The sequence below is a fragment of the Arthrobacter sedimenti genome (genome assembly GCF_042652025.1).
Lineage (GTDB): Bacteria > Actinomycetota > Actinomycetes > Actinomycetales > Micrococcaceae > Arthrobacter > Arthrobacter sedimenti.
This window is the reverse complement of the sequence record NZ_JBHSDQ010000001.1, coordinates 970,168-991,632: the sequence shown is the minus strand read 5'-3', so window position 1 is coordinate 991,632 and position 21,465 is coordinate 970,168. Positions and strand designations below refer to the sequence as shown.

Below are 21,465 nucleotides of genomic sequence, written 5' to 3'. Positions count from 1 at the left end.
ACGGCAGGATGGAACAGGTGCACCCGCCGCGGTGGTGCAGGTCCAACTCTACTTTCCCCGGTGGAGGGCGCTGAGTTCGGCGGTCATGGCGAGCCGGTCGGGTTTGCCGTTGGGCAGCATCCGCAGCGCCGGCGCCGTGAGGACGGTCTTGGGCGCCAGAACCCCCAGCTGCCGCTGCCAATGCTGTTGAAGTACGACGGCGGGATCCCCGGGTTCCTGCCCGGCGGCACCTTCTCCGGCGGTGCCTTCCCTGCCGTCCGTACCCGCAGGGGCAAGGGCCACGTAGGCGGCCACGGCCTGCCCCCACTCCGCGGACGGGACGCCTGCCACGTAAGCCGCGGCGACGGCGTCGGACTTCTCCAGCTGTTCCTGCACGTGGCCGGCGGAAACCTTCACGCCGCCGGTGATGATCACATCGTCGGCGCGGCCCAGCACGGTGAGCCGGCCGTCGTCGTCAATGGAGCCCAGGTCGCTGGTGCGGTACCAGCGCACCCCGTCCTCCTCGAAGAAGGTCCCGGTTTCCTCATCGGGTGCCTCGATGTAGCCGGCGGCGACGGTGTCCCCGCCCAGCAGGATCCGGCCGTCGGTGTCCACGCGGACCGAGACGCCTTCCAACGGATAGCCGTCGTAGATGCAGCCGCCGGAGGTCTCCGCGGAACCGTAGGTGGTGACCACACGGACGCCGGCCTCGCGGGCAGCGGCCAGCAGTGCCGGCGGCGTGGGAGCTCCGCCCAGCAGGACGGCGTTGAAGCGGCGCAGCACGGCCAGCGTGTCCGGCGACGGATCATCGAGGAGGCGCTGGAGCTGCGTGGGAACCAGGGAGGTGAAGCGGATCTTGTCCGTCAGTTCCAATGCCGCTGCGGTGAAGGCCTCCGGGGTGAAGCCGCCGGACATGTCCATTACCCACGGCCGGGTGCCGGCGAACAGGGAACGGACCAGCACCTGGATGCCGGCCACGAACTGCACCGGCAGTGCCAGCAGCCACTGGCCCTCGCCCTTGAGCCGCAGCGCCGTGGCCATGGAAGAGGCTGCCAGGGACTCCACGGTCAGCAGGGTGGCCTTGGGGACGCCGGTGGAGCCGGAGGTGCGGACCACGGCCACGGCGTCGTCGCAGCCGGGGGTTTCGACGTGCCCCACGACGAGTTCGCCATCCGGGCCCACGGACAGTTCGACGGCGGGGCCCTCGCCGTGGAGGGCAGCCGCGAGGGCCTTCAGGGCGGGTCCGATGTTGAGCGGACCGCTTGGGGCCGGAGTGGGGGATGCTTCGCTGTTCATTGCCGTCCTGCCTTAGAAGTAGTGCGGGAAGCGTGACCAGTCGGGGTCGCGTTTTTGCAGGAAGGCCTCCTTGCCCTCCACAGCCTCGTCCGTCATGTAGGCCAGGCGGGTGGCCTCGCCGGCGAACACCTGCTGGCCGGCCAGGCCGTCGTCCGCCAGGTTGAAGGCGAACTTCAGCATGCGGATGGCCTGGGGGGACTGCCTGGCGATGTCCGCGGCGTATTCCAGTGCCACCTCTTCCAGCCGCTCGTGGTCCACGGCCTCGTTCACGGCGCCCATGCGGACCATGTCTTCAGCGGAATATTCGCGGGCGAGGAAGAAAATCTCGCGGGCAGTCTTTTGCCCCACCTGCCGGGCCAGGAGCGCGGAACCGTAGCCGGCGTCGAAGCTTCCCACGGTGGCATCCGTCTGCTTGAACTTGCCGTGCTGCCGGGAGGCGATGGTGAGGTCGGACACCACGTGCAGCGAGTGACCGCCGCCGGCTGCCCAGCCGTTGACGACGGCGATGACCACCTTGGGCATGGTGCGCATCAGCCGCTGGACTTCCAGGATGTGCAGCCGGCCGGCGCGGGCGGGGTCGATGGTTTCCTGGGTCTCGCCGTCGGCATACCGGTAGCCGTCCCGGCCGCGGATCCGCTGATCCCCTCCTGAGCAGAAGGAGTGGCCGCCGTCCTTGGGGGAGGGGCCGTTGCCGGTGAGCAGGACCGTGGCGACGTCGGGCGTCATCCGGGCGTGGTCCATGGCCCGGTACAGCTCATCCACGGTGCCCGGCCGGAACGCATTGCGCACCTCGGGCCGGTTGAACGCAATCCGGACCGTGGGCAGGTCACGTACCCAGCCGCCGTCGGCATCCCGCTCCACCTGCCGGTGGTAGGTCATGTCCTGGAAGTCCTCGAAACCGGAGACCACCCGCCAGCGCGTGGGATCGAAGACATCGGACACCGGGGCTGGGATCTGGTTGCTCACCGTCCAAGTCTAGTAATCGTGCTTAGCTGATGCAGAACTCGTTGCCCTCAGGGTCCGCCATGGTGTGCCAGGAGTGCGGGCCCTGCCGGGCGGACCAGAGGAAAGTTGCACCCCGTGCCTCGAGTTCGCGCCGCACCTCGTCCTTGTCCCGGCCGTCCAGCCGGACGTCCCAGTGCACCCGGTTCTTGACCGTCTTTCCCTCCGGCGCGGTCTGGAACAGGATGCGCCGCTCCGGGGCCTTGGACTCGATCTCTTCCGGCGGCCTGATGGCGGCGCCGTCCTTCCACACCAGGTTTCCCCGGTGGGTCATGGTCTGGTCACCGGTGGCGTAGCCCTGCTCGATCATGGAGCGGATGAAGGATGCGTCCTGCGGTTCCACGGTCCACTGAAGCGTTTCTGCCCACCAGTCCGCGAGCTCATGCGGGCTGGCGGAATCGACAACTATCTGGATATTCAGTCCCATGCGTCCACGGTAGAGGTGGGTGGGGCGTTGCGGAAGGTCCGGTGGAGCAGCTTTACGCCTGGACGTTCTGCATCTGGTTGAACAGTTCCGGCGGGATGGCATAGACCAGAATCACGGCCAACAGGTTCTTGGCGGCGTGCACGAAGTAGGAGAACATGACGTTCTTCCCGGTCCACATGTAGACGAACACGAGCGTGGCGCCCATGGCCAGGTAGGGGAGGAGGGCGGTGAGGGTGATCGCCTCCTGCCCCACGATGTGCAGTGCCGCGAACAGCACCACGGACAGGATGCAGCAGATCCAGATGTTGACCCGCCTGCCCAGCTTTCCGATCAGCAGATGCCGGAAGATGTACTCCTCCACGAACGGACCCACCACCACCAGCAGCGGCACCATGAGCCAGGCGGGGACCTGCTGCATCAGTGCCTGCAGGCCGGCCTGGTTCTGCGAGGTTTCCACCTGCCCGTTCGCCGCCACCACCACCGCCGTGAGGATCATCATGGCGATGACGGACGCCGGCACCATAAGCAGCGTGAACCAGGGCCGGGTTGCCAGGACCTTGAGGTCGCGTACCACCACCTTGCGGGCCGCCAGGAGCGCCAGTATTCCTACTGAGGCATAGAACAGCAGGTTCACTGCGTAGGAGGCCGCTGCAGGGGATGGTGCTATCTGGCGCAGAAACGGGGCCACCAAATCCCCGGCGGCGGCGAAGAATCCTGCGATGGCAACGTAGAGGCACAGCGTGGCCACGTCCATGGGGGAGAAACGGTACAGCTGGGGCTGCGGGGCGGGCGGTAAGCGGTGGGCTGTTGCCATGCTCCCAGCCTATCGCCGGGCCGGGGCGTGTAGTGCGGGTCACGTACCACTCCACGCCAGGTTGTAAGATGGTCAGGTCGCGTGAAGCTTCGGCAGTTCGATGGTTCGCCCTCACATTCGCTGGCTATATGGCCGCTAAACCGAATTATGTGAGCTCGATCATACGGAGACCGGATGCGGCCAACCCCCAACCCACAAGGAACAGTTGTGCCTCAAAGTACCCCCACAGACCTAAAGAACAGCACGGCGCCATCCTCCGCCGTCGACCCCACCCTCAGCGCCGAGGGCTACAAAAAGACCCTGGGCCGCCGCCACGTCACCATGATCGCCATGGGCGGCGCCATCGGCGTCGGCCTCTTCATGGGAGCCGGCGGACGCCTCGCCTCCACCGGCCCCGCCCTGATCTTCTCCTACGCCATCGCCGGCGTCATCGCCTACCTGCTCATGCGGGCCCTGGGCGAACTCATCATGTACCGGCAGACCTCCGGCTCGTTCGTCAGCTACGCCGGCGAGATGTTCGGCAGGAAGGGCGCCTTCCTCTCCGGCTGGATGTACTTCATCAACTGGGCCATGACCGGCATCGCCGAGCTCATCGCGATCGGCCTGTACTTCCAGTTCTTCTTCCCCAACGTCCCCGTGGAACTGTCCGCCATCGCCGCGCTGGTGCTGCTGGTGGCCGTGAACCTGTTCAGCGTCAAGGCGTTCGGCGAGTTCGAATTCTGGGCTTCCGTCCTGAAGGTTGCCGCAATCGTCATCTTCCTGGCCGTGGGCACCTTCATGGTGGTCACCAATGCCAAGGTGGGCGCCGGCCACGCATCCGTCAACAACCTCTTCGCGGCCGACGGCGGCATGTTCCCCAAGGGTGCCCTGGTGATGATCCTGGTGCTGAACGCCGTGATCTTCGCCTACAACGCCATCGAACTGGTGGGCATCACGGCCGGTGAGATGCAGAACCCCGAACGCGAAGTGCCCAAGGCGATCCGCGCCGTCGTGGTCCGCATCGTGGTGTTCTACGTCGGTTCCGTAACCCTGCTGGCCATGCTCCTGCCCTCGGACCAATACAAGGCCGGCACCTCCCCGTTCGTCACCGTCTTCGGCCAGATGGGCCTGGGCTGGATGGGTGACGTCATGAACATGATCGTCATCACCGCAGCGCTGTCCTCCTGCAACTCGGGCCTGTACTCCATCGGCCGGATCTTCCGGACCATGGCCAACAATGGCCACGCCCCACAGTGGCTTACCCGCATGTCCACCCGCCACGTCCCCTACGCCGCGATCCTGGCAATCGGCGCCGTCTACCTGGTGGGCATCCTGCTGAACATCTGGTTGGGCGGCTCGCACGCCTTCGATCTCGCCCTGAACACGGCCTCCATCGGAGTCATCTTCACCTGGGGCTCCATCTTCGCCAGCCAGATCGCGCTGCGGAAGAAGAAGGGCAACGTCTCCAGCCTGCCCATGCCGGGCTCGCCGTGGACCAGCTGGGCCGGCCTCATCGCCCTGCTCGCCATCACCGTGCTCATCGGCTTCGACACCATGACCAGCAAGGACGGCGAGGTGTTCTACCTGGGCCTGTGGACCCTGGCCACCATCCCGTTCTTCGCGGTGGTCCTGTGGCTGGGCTGGCAGAAGGTCAAGAACAACCAGCCCAAGAGCGAGCTCTACAGCTGACTTCCTGAACAACGTTCGACGGCGGGTTGCCCCTGGGGAGGGCGGCCCGCCGTCGTCGTTGTATCCGGATGCCGTACAGCGCTTGGTCCTTGTTGTATCCGGATGCCGTACAGCGCTTGGTCCTTAAGGTGCTGCACCATCCTTGAGGTGCCGCGCGAAGAAGTCCTCGATCCTCTGCCAGGCCTCGGGGGAGGACTCCGGGTCCGGACCTACGCCCATGACCCGCATCAGCGGGCGGAGGAGTACCGGCCCCAGCTCTTCATCGTTGAGGAAGGCGTGGCCGGCGCCGGGGAATTCCTTCACGCTGTGCTCGATGCCCAGCTGGTCCAGGGCTGATTCGAGCCGGGCCGCAGCTCCCTTCAGTGACTTGTCCGCGCCGCCGTAGCTGCCCACGATGGGGCAGGCGCCGCGGAGTGCGTCCACCAGGTCCTGTTGCTCCTTGCCCGGCAGCCGTCCGTAGTTGACGGAGGCGGCGTCAAACCCATCCCGGGCGGTGAGCAGGGCAAACCCGCCGCCCATGCAGAACCCGATCACCCCCGTTTTGCCGTTGCTGAGTTCCGACTCCGCCAGCCAGGTGCGGGCGGTGGCGATATCGATGAAGGGCCTGCCTGTCCTGGCTGCCATGGCACGCATGGTTCCCACCAGGCAGCGTCGCGGGCCCCCGTCGCTGAACAGGTCCAGCGCCAGAGTGAGGTAGCCGGCCCGGGCCAACCGGTCCGCATGCCGGCGGGTCTGGTCATCGAGGCCGAACACTTCATGGATCATGACGACGCCGGGGAAGGGGCCCTGTCCTTCGGGCACGGCAAGGTAGCCGTGCAGGAAGGTGGATCCGCCGGCGGCCGTGCTCAGGTCTACGTTCGTCATGGCCCAAGGCTAGCCCGTTGTAGCCCCGCCGGGGCAGACTGGGGCTTGTGAGCGAACAGTGGGTGCTGCATGTGGACCTGGACCAGTTCATCGCTGCCGTTGAAGTGCTCCGGCGCCCTGAGCTGGCGGGAAAGCCCCTGATTGTCGGCGGCCGTGGGGACCCCACGGAACGTGCCGTCGTGTCCACCGCATCCTATGAGGCCAGGGCGTTCGGGGTCGGGTCGGGAATGCCGCTGCGCATCGCCGCGCGGAAAGTGCCGGACGCCGTCATCCTGCCGGTGGACCACGAGGCCTACCTGGAAGCGTCCGAGAAGGTCATGGCGGTGCTGCGCTCGCAGCCGGGAACCACCGTCCAGGTGCTCGGCTGGGACGAGGCATTCGTTGGCGTCAAGACCCCCGATCCGGAGGCGTTCGCCCGGCAACTGCAGGAGGCCGTCCTGGTGGAAACCCGCCTGCACTGCAGCGTCGGCATCGGCGACACCCTGCTCCGCGCCAAGGTGGCCACCTCATTCGGCAAGCCCGCAGGCGTCTTTCGGCTCACGGAAGAGAACTGGCTCGACGTCATGGGGAGCCGGCCTACGGTCGAGCTGTGGGGCGTGGGAACCAGGATTTCACGCCGTCTGACCACCCTCGGGATCAAGACTGTTGCCGAGCTCGCAGCGGTGGACCCCGAACACCTGGTGCCTGAGTTTGGCCCGAAAATGGGTCCCTGGTACGCCCAACTGGGGCGGGGTGACGGCTCCCGGGTGGTGGACGATACACCCTGGGTGCCGCGGGGGCACAGCCGCGAGACCACCTTCCAGCGTGACCTGACAGACCCCGAACAAATTGGCGACGCCGTCAGGGAATTGGCCGCGCGGGTGCTGGAGGATGTTGCTGCCGAGGGAAGGCCCGTGGTTGGCCTGACGCTGAAGGTGCGGTACGCGCCGTTCACCACCAGGACCTACGCGCGGAAGATTCCCGAGACCTCAGATTCCGCAGAAGTATTGGCACGGGCCCTTGACCTCGCCGCGAAGATCGAACCGGGACAGCCCATCCGTCTGCTTGGCCTCCGGGTCGAGATGACCATGCCGGAAGACTCGCGGCAGGGCCACACCCCGACCCGCAGCGGCTGGTGAGGTGGACAGCGAAACGGCGGCAAATCCACTGGATCCGCCGCCGTTTGGGCTGTTGCAGCACGCCGTTCGCTGCGGCTGCATCAGCAAGGACTAATGACGCTTGAACTCGTCCTTGACACTTTCGCCCACCTTCTTGGCGTCTGCCTTAACCTGGTCGGCCTGGCCTTCTGCCTTGAGGCGGTCGTTGTCGGTCGCGTTGCCTGCAGCTTCCTTGGCCTTGCCGCCAAGGTTCTCTGCCGCGTTACTGATCTTGTCTCCGAGGCCCATGGTTCCGGCCTCCTTTCGTTTCCGTCGATCAACCGTGCACTTTCACGATAAACAAAGCTTGCTTATTATTTCAAGCCCCGCGCAGCAGCTGCTGCCCGCTGTCAGGCCCCACCGCTAGGCTCGGGACCATGAATAAAGCACGTGGCAAAGCAGCGCTCAAGGTGGCCCCGCCCCGGTTGACCCCCGTGGACCTGCGTGACCTTGAAGAGCTGCCGGATCCAGTGTTCCGCGGCGGCGGGCGGCATGAGAATGTGCGGTTCAACCGGGCCTCCATGGACGGCCTCGATCTGGGGGATGCCGTCTTTGCGGAATGTCGGTTCGACGCCGCGTCCTTCAACGAAACCCAGCTCCGTGGCGCGTCCTTCCGCGACTGCCTCCTGGCCGAGGTGTACGCGCCCGTCTTCCGCGGTGCCCGCAGTACCTGGCGCGAATCCGAACTGCGGAATCCCCGCCTGGGCTCGGCCGAACTGTATGAGAGCGGCTGGCAGTCCGTCCGGATCGACGGCGGCAAGATCGACTTCCTCAACCTCCGCGGCGCCAAGCTCACCGACGTCCTTGTCAGCGGCTGCATCATCAATGAACTGGACCTCGGAGCCGCCACCGCCACAAGGGTGAAGCTGGAGGACTGCACCGTGGGATCGCTGGACGTGAGCGGAGCAAAATTGAAGGACTTCGACCTCAGGGGCACGGAGTTCCGCAAGGTCAGCGGCCTCGGCAGCCTGTCCGGGCTCGTCATCGATGAGTACCAACTGAACCTGCTGGCACCGCTGATCGCGGTGCATCTGGGGGTCACGGTGCTGTAACCGGATGCGCACCCACGGCCTGCCGTGTACCATTTACAGAACGAACGGTCGGTAAGTGGAGGATTCCGCTGTACCGGCCGCCGATGACAGTGCTGTTTATCGCGTGAAGGGTGTTTCCATGGCTGCAACCGCAGGTCCGCAGGCTTTCCTTGTTGGCGGGGTCCGAACGCCGGTGGGCAGGTATGGAGGGGCTTTGTCCTCCGTGCGGCCGGACGATCTTGCAGCCCTGGTTGTCCGGGAAGCGGTGCAGCGCGCCGGCCTGGATCCGGAGAGCATTGAGGAAGTGATCCTCGGCAACGCGAACGGTGCCGGCGAGGAGAACCGGAACGTGGCCCGGATGGCCACCCTGCTGGCGGGACTGCCCCTCCACATTCCGGGGATCACCGTCAACCGGCTCTGCGCCTCGGGCCTCAGCGCCATCATTCAGGCCAGCCACATGATCAAGGCCGGCGCCGCCGACATCGTGATCGCCGGCGGCGTGGAGTCCATGAGCCGCGCGCCCTGGGTGCAGGAAAAGCCCACCACCGCCTTCGCCAAGCCCGGCCAGATCTTCGACACCTCCATCGGCTGGCGCTTCACCAACCCCCACTTCCAGCACGGCGGCCTGTCCCGGGACGGCAAGATGACCTACTCCATGCCGGAAACGGCGGAGGAAGTGGCCCGGGTGGACAACATTTCCCGGGAAGATGCCGATGCCTTCGCCGTCCGCTCCCACCAGTTGGCCCTGGACGCCATCGAGGCCGGCCGGTTCAAGGACGAAATCGTCCCCGTAACCGTCAAGACCCGCAAGTCTGAAACCGTGGTGGACACCGACGAGGGCCCACGCCCCGGCACCAGCCTGGACGTCCTGGCCAAGCTGAAGCCGGTGGCACACGGCGGATCGGTGGTCACGGCAGGCAACTCGTCGTCCCTCAACGATGGGGCCTCGGCAATTATCGTCGCCTCCGAAGCCGCCATCGAGCGTCTGGGCTTGACGCCGCGGGCACGCATCATCGACGGTGCCTCTGCAGGCTGCGAACCGGAGATCATGGGCATTGGCCCGGTCCCGGCCACCCAGAAAGTGCTCAAGCGGAGCGGCCTGAGCGTTGGTGACCTGTCCGCCGTCGAACTTAATGAAGCCTTTGCCACGCAGTCACTGGCCTGCATCCGCCGGCTGGGGCTGGAACCGGAAATCGTAAACCGTGACGGCGGCGCCATCGCCCTGGGACACCCCCTCGGTTCCAGCGGGTCGCGGATCGCCATCACCCTGCTGGGGCGGATGGAACGTGAAGACGCCAAGATCGGCCTCGCCACCATGTGCGTGGGTGTCGGCCAGGGCACGGCGATGCTGCTGGAGAAGGTCTGATGGCCGCACCGGTGAACCTCGCCGAGGAAAAGTTCTCCGCCCTCCTGGTGGAGGAGCGGGACGACCGGGTAGTGGTGCTGCTCAACCGGCCCGGGGTGAAGAATGCGATAGACCAGCAGATGGTGGACGAACTGCACACGGTCTGCGCCGCGCTGGAACAGAACCCCAAGGTGCTGATCATTGCCGGGGTGGATGGCGTGTTCGCCTCCGGAGCCGACATCGCCCAGCTGCGTGAACGGCGGCGCGACGATGCCCTGCAGGGGATCAACTCCACAATCTTCGTCCGGATCGCCAAGCTGCCCATGCCCGTCATCGCTGCACTGGATGGCTACTGCCTGGGTGGCGGCGCAGAGCTCGCCTACGCCGCCGACTTCCGGATCGGAACCCCCAACATAAAGATCGGCAACCCGGAGACCGGGCTGGGCATCCTCGCCGCCGCTGGTGCCAGCTGGCGGCTCAAGGAACTGGTGGGTGAGCCGATGGCCAAGCAAATCCTGCTGGCCGGGCTGGTCCTTGGCGCCGGTGAAGCCAAGGCCATCAATCTCATCACCGAAATCCACGACCCCGCCGACCTCCTGGACGCCGCCCACAGCCTGGCCAACAGGATCGGGCGCCAGGATCCCCTGGCCGTCCGCATCACCAAGTCCGTGTTCCACGCGCCTGCGGAAGCCCACCCTCTCATTGACCAGCTGGCCCAGGGCATCCTCTTCGAGTCCCAGGCCAAGTTCGACCGCATGCAGGCGTTCCTGGACCGAAACGCGGCCAAGAAGGCAAACGCCGCCAATCCTGCCGACGGAAAGTAGACCCGTGACTGATTCATCAATGAAGCCGGACCTGCCCACTGGCCTTCCCCACCTGGTGGGGGTGCTGGGCGGTGGCCGTATGGGCGCGGGAATCGCCCACGCCTTCCTGATCAAGGGCGCCGACGTCCTGGTGGTGGAGCGCGACGACGTCTCCGCCGAGGGCGCGCGGGAACGCGTGGAGTCGGCGGCACTGAAAAGCATCGAGCGCGGAGCAGTGGACGCCAACTTCGACGAACTGGCATCCAGGCTGACAGTCAGCACCGACTACGACGCCTTCACCGGTCGGCAACTGGTGGTGGAAGCGGTCCCTGAAGACTGGGACCTCAAGGTAACGGCGCTAAGGGGCATTGAAGAGCGGCTGGGGGAGGACGGGTTCATCGCGTCCAACACCTCATCGCTGTCGGTTAACGGGCTGGCCCGTGAACTGAAGCGGCCCGAAAACTTCCTGGGCCTGCACTTCTTCAACCCCGTCCCGGCATCCACGCTCATCGAGGTGGTGCTGGGGGAGCGCACCTCTCCCGAACTTGCCGCCGCGGCAAAAACGTGGGTGGAGGCACTTGGCAAGACCGCCGTCGTCGTCAACGATGCCCCCGGTTTCGCGTCCTCACGCCTGGGTGTGGCCATCGCGCTGGAGGCCATGCGGATGGTGGAGGAAGGTGTGGCCTCGGCCGAGGACATCGACAACGCCATGGTCCTGGGCTACAAACACCCCACCGGACCGCTGAAAACCACGGACATCGTGGGCCTCGACGTCCGCCTGGGCATCGCCGAATACCTGCAGTCCACCCTCGGCGACCGGTTTGCGCCCCCGCAGATCCTCAGGGACAAGGTGGCCCGCGGCGAGCTGGGACGCAAAACCGGCAAGGGCTTTTTCGAGTGGCCCACCCAGGAATGACCGCCTAAACGGACGGGGCTTAGTCGAAGAAGCCCACGATGTAACCGATGAAGTAGAGGAGGCACAGCAGGACCACCACGCCGATGATGCCGATCCACAGGAACTGCGTGCCCTTTCTGGGGCCCTTCTCCTCGTGGCCCTGCGTCATGCTGGTGGACGCTTCGCCGGGCGGCGTTTCTCCGGGCGGAACTCCGCCTCCGGGCTCCAAACCGGTGAGCTTGTCCTCTTCCGGGTCCGGATTCTGGCCTGACATGGTGACTCCCTCGCTCGACGTCGTGGTGCTTTTCCCAGCGTAACCCGCGCTCCCGCGGGCCTAGGCTGGTGCAGTGACTTTCCTTGAACCCCTTACCCTTACCGGCCGCTACGTAATCCTCGAGCCGCTCGCCGCGGAACACCACGACGGCCTGGTGGCGGCCGCCAGGGACGGTGAGCTGTGGAAGCTCTGGTACACATCGGTACCCGCGCCCGACAAAATGGCGGCGGAAATCCGCCGCCGGCTCGCGCTCCAGGACCAGGGGACCATGCTGCCGTTCACCACCCGGCTGATCGATTCCGCGACCGGCGGCCCGGGGCGCATCATCGGCATGACCACCTACATGAACATCGATGCCGCCACCCCGCGTGTGGAGATAGGCTCCACCTGGAACGCAGCGTCCGCCCAGGGGACGGGCACCAACCCGGATTCCAAGCTCCTGCTGCTGCGGCACGCCTTCGAAACGATTGGCTGCCCCGCCGTCGAGTTCCGCACCCACTGGCTGAACCACCAGTCGCGCGAGGCCATTGCCCGGCTGGGCGCAAAGCAGGACGGCGTGCTCCGCAGCCACTCACGGACCAGTGACGGAAACCTGCGGGACACCGTGGTGTTCTCCATCCTGGAGCATGAGTGGCCGGCCGTCCGCGCCGGGCTCGAGTACCGCCTGGACCGGCGCGGAGAAGGGCGAGGCTAGGGGACGGAGTAGGCGCCGGAAGCGCTGAGCGCAGCGAAGTAGGCCTCGTAGCCTGCGGCGTTCGGATGGAAGTTGTCCGGGCTTGCGGGGTTGGCCAGGTCCAGGTTGATCCAGGGATCCCCGGAGTTGACGCCGTGCCCTGCGAACGCGCCCCTGACGTCTACGTATTGAACCCCTGTGGCACTGGCGGCCGCCGCGGTGGAGGCATCCAGTCCGTTGGCCAACACGGTGGCCTGCTGGATAAACAGCGACAGTGGATCGGCAGGATTGGGGGTGACCGGGTCGTAAAGGTACGGATAGCCCGTCACAACGATCCTTGCGTTGGGTGCAGCGGCCTTCACGCTCTGGATCATCGAGATGACATCCTGGGTGAGCTGTCCGCTTTGAATCATCGCGGCCGCAGAGGCAGTAGCCGCGTCACATGAGGGTCCTGCGGCGGGGTTGGCCAGGGCAGCCCCGCAGGAGGTGATGATGTCGCCGAAACCGATGTTGTTGCCACCAGCAGTGATGGTCACCAATTCCGTGCTCTTGTTCAGCTGGCGGAGCTGGCTGTTCACGACGTCCCAGGTGGTCTTGCCGCTGCAGGCAGCATTCACCACCAGCTGGATTGACTTGGCTTCATCCGCGAGTTCGGAATAGGCGTTGTTGCTGCGATAGCAGGCGTCCAGGTACGGCCCGGCACCTTGTCCTGCGGCGTAGGAATCTCCCAGTGCGATGTACTTCTCTTTGTCCACGGCCTGCGCCGGAGCGGCCGCAAAGCCTGCGGTAATCGCCAGCGTGGCAAGGGCGGCAGCGAAAGCCCGCGGCCGACGTCGTGCTGAAACTGTTCCCATGTGTTCCCCTCAGTTGCTCAGTGCCCCTCCGGCGGGGCCAAGTTTTGGTCACAGTACTCCCGCCTGTCACAGCTGTCACGGGCCGTTGGACACTCGTGCTTCACCACAACTTCCCCTTATGTGACATGCGGCTCCCAGCGGCGTGTGGTTAGCTGTCCGGATGAACACAAGGGGCAGGTCCATGGACTGGGATGGCGCTGTCAACGCGTGGCACGTTTCCGGCGGCATCTACCGCATGGGACGGCGCGAGTGGCTGACGGAAGCAGGGTGGAAACAGGCTTTCGACGACGGCGTCCGCACCGTGGTGGACCTCCGTAACGCTGATGAAGGGCGGCGCCGGGACAATGACCCGGTGGTGCCTGCCGCTGCCTGGGCCGGCATGGATGTGGTCCACGCACCCACGGAGGAGCCCGGTGACCCGCGGTTCACCGCCGTCACCGGCCCCTACCTGAACGATCCCGCCCACTATGCGGAGAACGCCCGGCTTTTCCCCGAAAAGCTGGTGGGTGTTTTCCGTGCCATCGCCGGGGCCGCGTCCAAGGGGGACGTCCTGCTGCACTGCGCCGCGGGCCGCGACCGCAGCGGACTGGTGGCCGCCATGGTTCAGGACCTTGCAGGCGACTCCGACGAGGCGATCGCCGAAGGCTACCGCCGGGCTGCCCGCGGCATCAACGAGCGTTACCGCACCCACGGGCCGCCCCACAACAGGGAACGGTACCTGGACGAGCCGGAGCTGACGGCCCTGCTGGAACAGCGGGGTCTCGCGGTGGTGGCGTTTGTCCGTGGCCTGGACACGCGCAGCTACCTCCTGGCAAACGGGCTCACCTCCACTGAACTTGAGGCCGTCCTGGCTCTTTCCGGAGCGGGGGTTGCCCGATGAATGCGGACACACTGCGACGGGTCCTCACCCTTGCCGCTGCCACCGGAATGCTGGCCTCATCGGCGTACGTGGCCGGCCCCGCCTTCGGTGCCGGCGAACCGGACTCCGGGCAGGTAGCCGGGACCGGGAGCAGCACTGCCGCGCCGGCGAGCGCCAGCCCGTTTCCGTCAACCGGTGATTCATCCGGCACAGGCACCTCGACAGGTCTTTCCGAAGCAGCACTCGCCGACGCAGTGCAGCGCGATCTCAAGCTGACGCCCCAACAGTTCCAAGCCGCGGCGGAACTCGGCGCCCAGGCCGCAGCCGCCGCGGTGCAGCTGCGCCAGCTGCCCGGTTACGTGGGTATCCGGCTCGAGGGCACTTCCATCGTCGTGACCGGCTCCGGTCCTGAATTGCAGGCTGCTGCTGCTGCGCTCGCCGGCAGGATTCACGGCCTCACCCTTGAAGCCCCGGCTCCCCAGCCGGCGGCACCTCCGGTTGCGCCGCCGTCGTCCGCTGCTCCGTCTCCATCAACACCTGTGTCGCCAACCGCCCCCGCCTCCACAGAAGGCACCCGCTCGGAACTGGCGCAAAACACCGAACAGCTGTTCCAGGCGTATGTGCGCGATGTGGGCCCGCAGGGGCTGCAGGCAGTCATGGCGGCGGCAGGCGGCAAGTTCGTGATCAGGACCGGCGGGATCAACACGGCGGAGTCGCTGTCCGCCTCCTCCGGTGCTGGTTGGAGCTCGGCACCCCCCGCAAGCGGAAAAATTTCTCCCGCGCAGTTCGTCTCCCGTTACGCCAACGTGGAGCTCGACGGCGGCGCGCCGATTAAGCCCGAGGCCGACGTTCCGGGCGGCGTGGGCTACCAGACGGACATCGGATACGTCTGCTCCACCGGCTTTTCCGCATTCGATCCGGCAGGTGTGCCCGCCGTCCTCACCGCCGGGCACTGCGCGTCCGATGGGGCAGCGAAAACCGCCACCCTGGAATTCCAGTTCAACAAGCTGGGACTCCTGGGCAAGTTCGGTTTCAGCCAGTTTGGCGGCCCGGGCAACTCCCGGGTCGTGGACCCGAGCACTCCCATCGCTCCGGACCAGAGGGCAGTCACTGACCCCGGAAACGTAGGAACGGACATAGCCGTCATCCAGTCTCTGCGGCAGGACATCAACCTGCTTCCGGCTGCCAGCACGTGGGGGGACCCGTCCCAGCCCGGGCCGGACGTGAAGATTATTGGACGCGCTGATCCCGTGGTGGGAATGCCCATCTGCCGGTCGGGACGGACCTCGGCGTGGTCGTGCGGAACTGTGGACGCGGTGGGGATCTTCATAGTGCCCGGGCCGGCCTACGCCACGGACCCCACGGACCTCCGCGCCTTCAACGGCTTCCTGTCCTATGGCGTGCAGTCCAGCGGCGGTGACTCCGGCGGCCCTTACCTGAGCGGCAATTATGCTGTGGGAACCCACTCAGCCGGGGACACTCCCGACGCGAACGGGAACGTCATCCAGAACTTTGCCGTGGGGGCCACCCTGCGGGACAGCATGGCGGTGCTGCCGGGCTACCAATTGGAACTCTTCCTCAACAAACCAACCGTTACCGCGCCGGCGCCCGGCGAAACCTACCAGCCGGGACAGGTCATCAGCGGCCAGGTTCCTGCGGCTCCGGCATCGGCCGTGGCGAAGGACAGCAAAGTCCGGGTCACCATCCAGGGCAAAGACCCGTTCGAGGTGCCGGTCCATGACGACGGCACGTGGAGCTTCGCGGCCCCACAGGGCACGGGTACGCTCCGCTTCACGGCTGAGACAGTAAACGGGTTCAGCAGGTCGGGAGCCAACAGCTTTGAGTTTGCTCCAGCAGCAGCGGAACCGCCGGCCCCGCCGGCGCCCACTGACCCGGTTCCCACGACGCCGCCGGCAAGCCCCACACCGACGGGTCCTGCCCCAAGCAGCCCGGCGCCGACCAGCCCGGCCCCGGCGAGCCCGTCGCCTGCCCCACCGACGGAAATCCCCGCCGTCGTGGTTCCGCCGTCAAGCGCCCCCGCGCCAAGTGCGCCGGCTGACCTTGCCAACACGGGCGGAAGCCGGAACAACCCGGCCGACCTTGCCTACACCGGAGCCGACGGGCTGATTACCGCAGCGATCGCCGCTGTGGCTGCGCTCGCCGTCGGGATCCTGCTGATGCTGCTGGTCCGACGCCGGAAGGGACGCTCCACCAGCTAGCCGATAAGGAGGCGGGGCCGCGGAGCTCCGCCCCCTTAGCGTCAGCTGCGGTCTGCCGACTCAGTGCCGGCCGCGGCCCTGCTCCTTGCCGTCAACCACCTGAGTGGCCACGGCCAAGGTGCCGTCTGCGAGGCTTCCCCAGGCGTAAACGATGGTGTTCTTCCCGCCTTGCACCGTGATGTCCGCCGGGCCGATCGCGGGATCGGTGGTTCCTGCCGCGGCAACCGTGGCCGAGATGGTGCCGGCCTTCAGCTTGAGTTTGGCTTCGTCCGGGTTGCTGAGTCCCTCAATCACCGGAACTCCACCTGCCAGAACGTCGACGGCGGGGGCCGCGGCTACGTGTCTGACCGTGAGCTTGCCCTTCTGGTCATTGCGGGGCGCTTTGGTGTCATTGGTGAAAAGTGACGCGGTGGGGGTGCCGTCGGCATCGAGGTGGGCCACCGCGGTGTAGTTCCGGCCCTCGTCGAGTTCCACGTTCACCGGGCCTATCACCGGGTTGTCGGCGCTGGTGGCGTCAGCAGCGGTGATGGCGATTTGGTAGTCTCCGGCGGCCAGTTCCAGGGGCCCGGCCAGGGTGCCGGGGGTGAAGTCGTCGAGGGTGAGGTTGCCATTGACCCACACGTCCACGGTCAGGCCGGGAACTGCGTGCAGGACGGAAAGCTGGGCGGGGTCATCATCATGGTGGTGCCATCCGCCGGCCTGGGCGGGAGCGGCGAAGGCCAGCGAAGCGGCGAGCGAGAGTGCTCCGGCGGCGTAGGTCATTTTGCGCATGTCAAACTCCTTGCAGGATGCCCGGTAGCGGGCTGTTTGTACTTACGCGCTTAATACCTGCGGAACGCCGTCCTTGGATGCGGTCCCGGAGAACTTTTTGGGTCAGTTTTTGCGCTTCATCAGCAGATTGGTGATGCGCAGGGTGCAGAGCCGCTGGCCGGCCTCGTTTGTGATCAGCACCTCGTGCGTGGTGAGGGTGCCGCCCAGGTGGATAGGGGTGGCCGTGATGGTCACCTGGCCTTCACGCGCGGAGCGGTGGTGGGTGGCGGAAACATCCACGCCCACCGCCGTCTTGCCCATGGTGCTGGCATGGATCACAGCGGCCCAGGATCCCACTGCCTCTCCCACGGCCAGGGAAGCGCCGCCGTGCAGCAGCCCGAACGACTGCCTGTTCCCTTCCACGGGCATGGTGGCCACCACGCGCTCCACGGACTCTTCCAGGATCTTTACGCCCATCTTCTCGTCCAGCTCCCCGAGGGTGATTTTCCAAAGTTCGTGCTCGGAGGGCTGGCTTCCGGCGTCATCTTTCGGGGCAGGGGCGTTCATGGGTTCTCCTTTGAGGCGGCCAATTCAGTGCTGGCCTTCTAGTCTGCAGTACGGCACGTCATGTATGGTGAATATATTACCGAACGGACGGTCAGTAATGACCGGCCGGTTTGCCTGCCCCCTTGTTGGAAGGACCGTCAACGATGACCACCACAGCCACAGCTCCCCAGGCCACGGTCGACACCGTGGAGACAGTGCCCAGCTTCGTCATGGACGCCTGGTGGACGCCCGACGCCGGCTCGTCGGCTTCCGCCGTCCCCGTCCGGGACGCGAGCACAGGGGAGATCCTGGCCAAGGTCAGCACCGAGGGCCTGGACCTCGCAGGGGTGGTGGAGTACGGACGCACCACCGGCCAGGATGAACTGGGCAAGCTGACCTTCCATCAGCGTGCCCTCAAACTCAAGGAACTGGCCCAGTACCTGAATGCCCGCCGCGAGCACTTCTACAACTTCTCCTTCCAGACCGGCGCCACCAAGATCGACTCCATGGTGGACATTGACGGCGGCATCGGCGTCCTCTTCACTTTTGGGTCCAAGGGCCGGCGCGAGCTGCCCAACTCCCAGGTGGTGGTGGACGGACCCATGGAGGCGCTCTCCAAGGACGGTTCCTTCGCTGGCGAGCACATCTACACCCGGATTCCCGGGGTCGCGGTGCAGATCAACGCCTTCAACTTCCCGGTCTGGGGCATGCTGGAGAAGTTCGCGCCCGCGTTCATTGCCGGCGTCCCCACGATCGTCAAGCCCGCCACTCCCACCGGCTACGTTGCCGCGGCCGTGGTCAAGGCCATCGTCGAGTCCAACATCCTGCCCAAGGGCTCGCTCCAGCTGGTTTCCGGCTCCGTCCGCGGGCTGCTGGACGTGCTGGACTACCGCGACCTGGTGGCCTTCACCGGTTCTGCCTCCACGGCCAAGTCGCTGAAGGCCCACCCGAACGTGGTTGAGGGCGGTGTCCGGTTCACCTCCGAGACCGACTCCCTGAACGCCGCAATCCTTGGCCCCGATGCCGTGGAGGGCACCCCGGAATTCGACGCCTTCGTCAAGTCCGTGGTCACCGAAATGACCGTCAAGGCCGGCCAGAAGTGCACGGCCATCCGGCGCGCCATCGTGCCGCAGGAGCTGGTGCCCGCGGTCTCCGCCGCCATCGGCAAGCGCATCACCGAGCGCGTCGTCCTGGGCGACCCGCGCGGCGAGGGCGTCACCATGGGGGCGCTGGCGTCGGTGGAACAGCTGGAGGATGTCCGCGCCGCCGTGCAGTCAATGCTCGACGCCGGCGGTGAGCTTGCGTACGGAACGCTTGATTCGCCGTCGGTCACCTCCGCCGACGGAACCACAGGGGTGGTGGACGGCGGCGCATTCATGGCCCCCGTGGTCCTGAACTGGGACAACCCGGAAGCGGAAGCCATCCACTCGCTCGAGGCGTTCGGGCCGGTATCGTCCGTGATCGGCTACGAGGACCTGGCAGACGCCGTGCGCCTCGCAGCCCGCGGCGGTGGGTCCCTGGTGGCGTCGGTCTGCACCAACGATCCCGAGGTGGCGCGCCAGCTTGTCACCGGCATCGCGGCACACCACGGCCGCGTCCTCATGCTCAACCGCGAGGACGCCCGCACCTCCACCGGCCACGGTTCGCCGGTTCCGCATTTGGTCCACGGCGGACCGGGACGCGCCGGTGGCGGCGAGGAACTGGGCGGCATCCGGTCCGTGCTGCACCACATGCAGCGCACCGCCATCCAGGGCTCACCGAACATGCTGACCGCCGTCACCGGTGTGTGGCACACCGGGGCCGACCGCAACTTCACGGTGGAGACCGAGGGGACGCACCCGTTCCGCAAGCACCTGTCCACCCTCCGGATCGGCGACGCCGTCCGCTCCGATCTGCGGCAGGTCACCCTGGAGGACATCACCGCGTTCGCCAACTCCACCGGCGACACCTTCTATGCGCACACCAACCAGGAAGCGGCGGAAGCCAACCCGTTCTTCCCGGGCATCGTGGCGCACGGCTACCTGCTGTTGAGCTGGGGCGCAGGGCTGTTTGTGGAGCCCGCACCGGGCCCCGTGCTGGCCAACTACGGCCTGGAGAACCTGCGCTTCATCAGCCCCGTGGCTGCCGGCGACTCGATCCGGGTGACCCTCACTGCCAAGAAGATCACCCCGCGTGAAACCGACGAATACGGCGAGGTTGCCTGGGACGCCGTGCTCACCAACCAGAACGACGAAATCGTGGCCACCTACGACGTCCTCACCCTCGTCGAAAAGTAACCTCTAACGCCCTTCAAATCCTCGTTGCTCTATCACTTTTGGTTCCTAAACTGCGGTTTTAGGGACCAAAAGTGATAGAGCATCGGGGGATTAATGCAGGAGGGATGGGCTTTTTTGGGGGGTCTTTTTTCGGATCTCCGAGCGTAAAATTCTGCCCACAAGGAGGTGGCCCCATGCACCTGACAATGAGTTCAGTAACAACCATCCTGCCGGTGGACGATGCAGCCCGCGCCCGCAGCTTCTACACGGAGAAGCTGGGCCTCCCGCACCGCGGAACGACTGAAGATGGACACCAACTGCTCGGCATCGACGGCGGCCCGTTGCTGGAGCTGATGCCGGTGTCCGACGGAAAGCATTCCGAGCACACCGCGCTGAGCTTCGAGGTGGCCAACATCGAGGACACTGTCCGGGACATGGAAGCCCGCGGTATCCGGTTCCAGGACTACGACCTGCCCACCCTGAAGACGGAAAACCATATTTGCACGACGGCGTCCGAGAAGTGCGCCTGGTTCATGGACACCGAGCACAACATCCTGTGCATCCACGAAAACCTGGGTGACAAGCTGGAGTACCAGGTCTAGGCCCAGCAAGCTGATAAAACGGCAGCAGGGGTGCCCCGGTCGGATCGGGGCACCCCTGCTGCTTGTTTACCGACGGCGGCGGCTAGCTTTCGGCGCCGCCGTGCAGGCCGTCGTCGCTGCTGTCGTCCTCGGGGCCGGTGCCGCGGCCGTCTTCGCTGCGGTCGGAAAGGTCCATGTTGCCGCGGGCCTCATCCATGGTGGGGCCGCCGGAGGGGACGCTGTAGGTCTCCGGACGGACGCCGTGCGACTGTTCCTCGATCAGTGCCTGCTCCTCGCTGAAGCGGATCACGTTGGCTTCGTCGCCGGCATCGCCCGGAATGTCCTCGCGGATCTTTGAGGGATCCGGAACGATGAAGCCTGCGTCGGGTTCTTCCTTGGGGTGGCTCATGTGTCTTTTCCTTCCTGCGGATGGTGGCTTAGTACCACCGTAGCGGGGGAGCGGGGAATATACCAAGCACCCTTATTATTCGGTGCCCGGAGGGCTCGCGCTTCCTAGGTATTGGCGTGAAGGCCGTCAAACGCCATGGTGATGACGTCGTCGGCCAGCCGTTTCGGTGAGAGTGCACCGCCCGGTTTGTACCACTCCACGATGGAGTTGATCATGCCGAACAGCAACCGCGAAACGGTCCGGGGATCGATGTCCGCGCGGAGGGACCCCTCGTCGCGGGCGGCCGAAATCAGGCCGGCCACCTTGTGGTCGAAAGCGCGGCGGCGTTCCAGGGCGTCCCGCTCGATCTCAGTGTTGCCGCGCAGGCGGAGCAGCAGGGTGACGAAGGGCAGGCGGTCCACCAGGACAGCCACGGTCTCGCGCAGCACAAACTCGAGCCGGGAATCCGCGGCTCCGGAGGTCGCTTCCGGCTGCTCCAGGATGGCTTCGAGCCCGCCCAGGGCGTGGTCAAGGGCGAGCTTGAGGAGGTCGCCCTTGGAGGGCACGTGGTGATAGATGGCGGACTTGGAGATGCCCAGGTTCTCGGCCAGGATGCCCATGGAGGTGGCGTCGTAGCCGTGCCGGTTGAACACGTCCACGGCGATGCGGAGCACGGACTGCTGGTCGTAGCCGGGGCGGCCGCGCTTGGCTGTGCCATTCACGGAGTTTCCGTTGGTGCTTGAGGTTTCGGTGGTGCTGGCAGTTCTGCTGGCGCTGGGCATAATCGCTAGTTTCTCACGAACGGT

The 21,465-nt window shown here is 66.1% G+C and carries 23 protein-coding genes; 11 read left to right on the top strand and 12 right to left on the bottom strand.

Annotation, left to right across the window (positions count from 1 at the left end; all coding sequences use genetic code 11):
* Positions 1-48: 48 nt before the first annotated feature.
* Genes ACFO0G_RS04700 through ACFO0G_RS04685 form a run of 4 tightly spaced genes read right to left on the bottom strand, consistent with a single transcriptional unit; the run spans position 49 to position 3,518 of the window.
* On the bottom strand, positions 49-1,275 hold the full coding sequence (locus ACFO0G_RS04700) for an AMP-binding protein (RefSeq protein WP_376976604.1): 1,227 nt from the start codon (positions 1,273-1,275) through the stop codon (positions 49-51).
* A 12-nt stretch (positions 1,276-1,287) separates the two neighbouring features.
* Positions 1,288-2,241 (bottom strand): 1,4-dihydroxy-2-naphthoyl-CoA synthase, encoded by a 954-nt coding sequence (locus ACFO0G_RS04695; protein ID WP_286398913.1) that lies wholly within the window; start codon positions 2,239-2,241, stop codon positions 1,288-1,290.
* A 22-nt stretch (positions 2,242-2,263) separates the two neighbouring features.
* On the bottom strand, positions 2,264-2,704 hold the full coding sequence (locus ACFO0G_RS04690) for a VOC family protein (protein ID WP_376976603.1): 441 nt from the start codon (positions 2,702-2,704) through the stop codon (positions 2,264-2,266).
* A gap of 52 nt (positions 2,705-2,756) precedes the next feature.
* Positions 2,757-3,518, bottom strand: coding sequence for a CPBP family intramembrane glutamic endopeptidase (locus ACFO0G_RS04685; RefSeq protein WP_376976602.1), 762 nt, complete (start codon positions 3,516-3,518; stop codon positions 2,757-2,759).
* A gap of 207 nt (positions 3,519-3,725) precedes the next feature.
* On the opposite strand from ACFO0G_RS04685, the gene ACFO0G_RS04680 reads away from it, so the two are divergent.
* Positions 3,726-5,186 carry an amino acid permease gene (locus ACFO0G_RS04680; protein ID WP_376976601.1) on the top strand — a complete coding sequence of 487 codons (1,461 nt, stop codon included), beginning with the start codon at positions 3,726-3,728 and terminating at the stop codon, positions 5,184-5,186.
* A 123-nt stretch (positions 5,187-5,309) separates the two neighbouring features.
* Here the strand turns inward: ACFO0G_RS04680 and ACFO0G_RS04675 are convergent, their stop codons facing one another.
* A complete protein-coding gene (locus ACFO0G_RS04675) occupies positions 5,310-6,050 on the bottom strand; it encodes a dienelactone hydrolase family protein (RefSeq protein WP_376976600.1) in 741 nt (246 codons plus the stop codon).
* 47 nt (positions 6,051-6,097) lie between these two features.
* Between ACFO0G_RS04675 and ACFO0G_RS04670 the strand changes: the two genes are divergently transcribed.
* Complete coding sequence (locus tag ACFO0G_RS04670; RefSeq protein ID WP_465251107.1) at positions 6,098-7,168, top strand: DNA polymerase IV; 1,071 nt, start codon at positions 6,098-6,100, stop codon at positions 7,166-7,168.
* A 90-nt stretch (positions 7,169-7,258) separates the two neighbouring features.
* Here ACFO0G_RS04670 and ACFO0G_RS04665 read toward each other — a convergent pair whose 3' ends face one another.
* Positions 7,259-7,435 carry a CsbD family protein gene (locus ACFO0G_RS04665; RefSeq protein ID WP_142132746.1) on the bottom strand — a complete coding sequence of 59 codons (177 nt, stop codon included), beginning with the start codon at positions 7,433-7,435 and terminating at the stop codon, positions 7,259-7,261.
* Between the two features lie 128 nt (positions 7,436-7,563).
* Here ACFO0G_RS04665 and ACFO0G_RS04660 point away from each other — a divergent pair, with 128 nt between their 5' ends.
* From ACFO0G_RS04660 to ACFO0G_RS04645, 4 genes are all read left to right on the top strand, one after another.
* The gene (locus tag ACFO0G_RS04660) at positions 7,564-8,238 is read left to right on the top strand and encodes a pentapeptide repeat-containing protein (RefSeq protein WP_286398902.1); all 675 of its coding nucleotides are present in this window, start codon (positions 7,564-7,566) and stop codon (positions 8,236-8,238) included.
* A gap of 118 nt (positions 8,239-8,356) precedes the next feature.
* Positions 8,357-9,583 (top strand): thiolase family protein, encoded by a 1,227-nt coding sequence (locus ACFO0G_RS04655; protein WP_376976599.1) that lies wholly within the window; start codon positions 8,357-8,359, stop codon positions 9,581-9,583.
* Positions 9,583-10,386 carry an enoyl-CoA hydratase/isomerase family protein gene (locus tag ACFO0G_RS04650; RefSeq protein ID WP_286398896.1) on the top strand — a complete coding sequence of 268 codons (804 nt, stop codon included), beginning with the start codon at positions 9,583-9,585 and terminating at the stop codon, positions 10,384-10,386. The genes ACFO0G_RS04655 and ACFO0G_RS04650 overlap by 1 nt, the downstream gene beginning before the upstream one ends.
* A 19-nt stretch (positions 10,387-10,405) precedes the next feature.
* On the top strand, positions 10,406-11,281 hold the full coding sequence (locus tag ACFO0G_RS04645) for a 3-hydroxyacyl-CoA dehydrogenase family protein (RefSeq protein ID WP_376976667.1): 876 nt from the start codon (positions 10,406-10,408) through the stop codon (positions 11,279-11,281).
* Positions 11,282-11,300: 19 nt separating this feature from the next.
* On the opposite strand, the gene ACFO0G_RS04640 is transcribed toward ACFO0G_RS04645, so the two are convergent.
* Entirely contained in the window at positions 11,301-11,534 is a 234-nt protein-coding gene (locus tag ACFO0G_RS04640; protein ID WP_286398893.1) for a DUF6480 family protein, read from the bottom strand.
* A 73-nt stretch (positions 11,535-11,607) separates the two neighbouring features.
* Between ACFO0G_RS04640 and ACFO0G_RS04635 the strand changes: the two genes are divergently transcribed.
* Complete coding sequence (locus ACFO0G_RS04635; RefSeq protein ID WP_376976598.1) at positions 11,608-12,228, top strand: GNAT family N-acetyltransferase; 621 nt, start codon at positions 11,608-11,610, stop codon at positions 12,226-12,228.
* On the opposite strand, the gene ACFO0G_RS04630 is transcribed toward ACFO0G_RS04635, so the two are convergent.
* Entirely contained in the window at positions 12,225-13,061 is an 837-nt protein-coding gene (locus ACFO0G_RS04630; RefSeq protein ID WP_376976597.1) for an SGNH/GDSL hydrolase family protein, read from the bottom strand. The genes ACFO0G_RS04635 and ACFO0G_RS04630 overlap by 4 nt on opposite strands.
* 181 nt (positions 13,062-13,242) lie before the next feature.
* On the opposite strand from ACFO0G_RS04630, the gene ACFO0G_RS04625 reads away from it, so the two are divergent.
* Together ACFO0G_RS04625 and ACFO0G_RS04620 are read left to right on the top strand one after the other, a co-directional pair.
* Positions 13,243-13,941: a tyrosine-protein phosphatase gene (locus ACFO0G_RS04625; RefSeq protein ID WP_376976596.1), complete on the top strand. Its 699-nt coding sequence runs from the start codon at positions 13,243-13,245 to the stop codon at positions 13,939-13,941.
* Positions 13,938-16,139, top strand: a complete 2,202-nt coding sequence (locus ACFO0G_RS04620) for a S1 family peptidase (RefSeq protein WP_376976595.1) — start codon at positions 13,938-13,940, stop codon at positions 16,137-16,139. Before ACFO0G_RS04625 ends, ACFO0G_RS04620 begins: the two co-directional genes overlap by 4 nt.
* A gap of 60 nt (positions 16,140-16,199) precedes the next feature.
* Here ACFO0G_RS04620 and ACFO0G_RS04615 read toward each other — a convergent pair whose 3' ends face one another.
* Positions 16,200-16,910 (bottom strand): DUF4397 domain-containing protein, encoded by a 711-nt coding sequence (locus ACFO0G_RS04615; protein ID WP_376976594.1) that lies wholly within the window; start codon positions 16,908-16,910, stop codon positions 16,200-16,202.
* A 102-nt stretch (positions 16,911-17,012) separates the two neighbouring features.
* Positions 17,013-17,456 (bottom strand): PaaI family thioesterase, encoded by a 444-nt coding sequence (locus ACFO0G_RS04610; protein WP_286398879.1) that lies wholly within the window; start codon positions 17,454-17,456, stop codon positions 17,013-17,015.
* Between the two features lie 143 nt (positions 17,457-17,599).
* On the opposite strand from ACFO0G_RS04610, the gene paaZ reads away from it, so the two are divergent.
* Positions 17,600-19,711: a phenylacetic acid degradation bifunctional protein PaaZ gene (gene paaZ, locus ACFO0G_RS04605; protein WP_376976593.1), complete on the top strand. Its 2,112-nt coding sequence runs from the start codon at positions 17,600-17,602 to the stop codon at positions 19,709-19,711.
* Between the two features lie 185 nt (positions 19,712-19,896).
* A complete protein-coding gene (locus ACFO0G_RS04600) occupies positions 19,897-20,292 on the top strand; it encodes a VOC family protein (RefSeq protein ID WP_376976592.1) in 396 nt (131 codons plus the stop codon).
* A gap of 82 nt (positions 20,293-20,374) precedes the next feature.
* Here ACFO0G_RS04600 and ACFO0G_RS04595 read toward each other — a convergent pair whose 3' ends face one another.
* A complete protein-coding gene (locus ACFO0G_RS04595; RefSeq protein WP_286398873.1) occupies positions 20,375-20,680 on the bottom strand; it encodes a hypothetical protein in 306 nt (101 codons plus the stop codon).
* A 104-nt stretch (positions 20,681-20,784) separates the two neighbouring features.
* Positions 20,785-21,441: a TetR/AcrR family transcriptional regulator gene (locus ACFO0G_RS04590; protein WP_286398870.1), complete on the bottom strand. Its 657-nt coding sequence runs from the start codon at positions 21,439-21,441 to the stop codon at positions 20,785-20,787.
* Between the last annotated feature and the right edge of the window lie 24 nt (positions 21,442-21,465).

Coding starts and splice junctions, on each gene's coding strand:
- ACFO0G_RS04700 (WP_376976604.1), bottom strand. CDS start 1,275: ATGAACAGCGAAGCATCCCCCACTCCGGCCCCAAGCGGTCCGCTCAAC.
- ACFO0G_RS04690 (WP_376976603.1), bottom strand. CDS start 2,704: ATGGGACTGAATATCCAGATAGTTGTCGATTCCGCCAGCCCGCATGAG.
- ACFO0G_RS04685 (WP_376976602.1), bottom strand. CDS start 3,518: ATGGCAACAGCCCACCGCTTACCGCCCGCCCCGCAGCCCCAGCTGTAC.
- ACFO0G_RS04675 (WP_376976600.1), bottom strand. CDS start 6,050: ATGACGAACGTAGACCTGAGCACGGCCGCCGGCGGATCCACCTTCCTG.
- ACFO0G_RS04665 (WP_142132746.1), bottom strand. CDS start 7,435: ATGGGCCTCGGAGACAAGATCAGTAACGCGGCAGAGAACCTTGGCGGC.
- ACFO0G_RS04660 (WP_286398902.1), top strand. CDS start 7,564: ATGAATAAAGCACGTGGCAAAGCAGCGCTCAAGGTGGCCCCGCCCCGG.
- ACFO0G_RS04655 (WP_376976599.1), top strand. CDS start 8,357: ATGGCTGCAACCGCAGGTCCGCAGGCTTTCCTTGTTGGCGGGGTCCGA.
- ACFO0G_RS04650 (WP_286398896.1), top strand. CDS start 9,583: ATGGCCGCACCGGTGAACCTCGCCGAGGAAAAGTTCTCCGCCCTCCTG.
- ACFO0G_RS04645 (WP_376976667.1), top strand. CDS start 10,406: ATGAAGCCGGACCTGCCCACTGGCCTTCCCCACCTGGTGGGGGTGCTG.
- ACFO0G_RS04640 (WP_286398893.1), bottom strand. CDS start 11,534: ATGTCAGGCCAGAATCCGGACCCGGAAGAGGACAAGCTCACCGGTTTG.
- ACFO0G_RS04630 (WP_376976597.1), bottom strand. CDS start 13,061: ATGGGAACAGTTTCAGCACGACGTCGGCCGCGGGCTTTCGCTGCCGCC.
- ACFO0G_RS04625 (WP_376976596.1), top strand. CDS start 13,243: ATGGACTGGGATGGCGCTGTCAACGCGTGGCACGTTTCCGGCGGCATC.
- ACFO0G_RS04620 (WP_376976595.1), top strand. CDS start 13,938: ATGAATGCGGACACACTGCGACGGGTCCTCACCCTTGCCGCTGCCACC.
- ACFO0G_RS04615 (WP_376976594.1), bottom strand. CDS start 16,910: ATGCGCAAAATGACCTACGCCGCCGGAGCACTCTCGCTCGCCGCTTCG.
- ACFO0G_RS04610 (WP_286398879.1), bottom strand. CDS start 17,456: ATGAACGCCCCTGCCCCGAAAGATGACGCCGGAAGCCAGCCCTCCGAG.
- paaZ (WP_376976593.1), top strand. CDS start 17,600: ATGACCACCACAGCCACAGCTCCCCAGGCCACGGTCGACACCGTGGAG.
- ACFO0G_RS04600 (WP_376976592.1), top strand. CDS start 19,897: ATGAGTTCAGTAACAACCATCCTGCCGGTGGACGATGCAGCCCGCGCC.
- ACFO0G_RS04595 (WP_286398873.1), bottom strand. CDS start 20,680: ATGAGCCACCCCAAGGAAGAACCCGACGCAGGCTTCATCGTTCCGGAT.
- ACFO0G_RS04590 (WP_286398870.1), bottom strand. CDS start 21,441: ATGCCCAGCGCCAGCAGAACTGCCAGCACCACCGAAACCTCAAGCACC.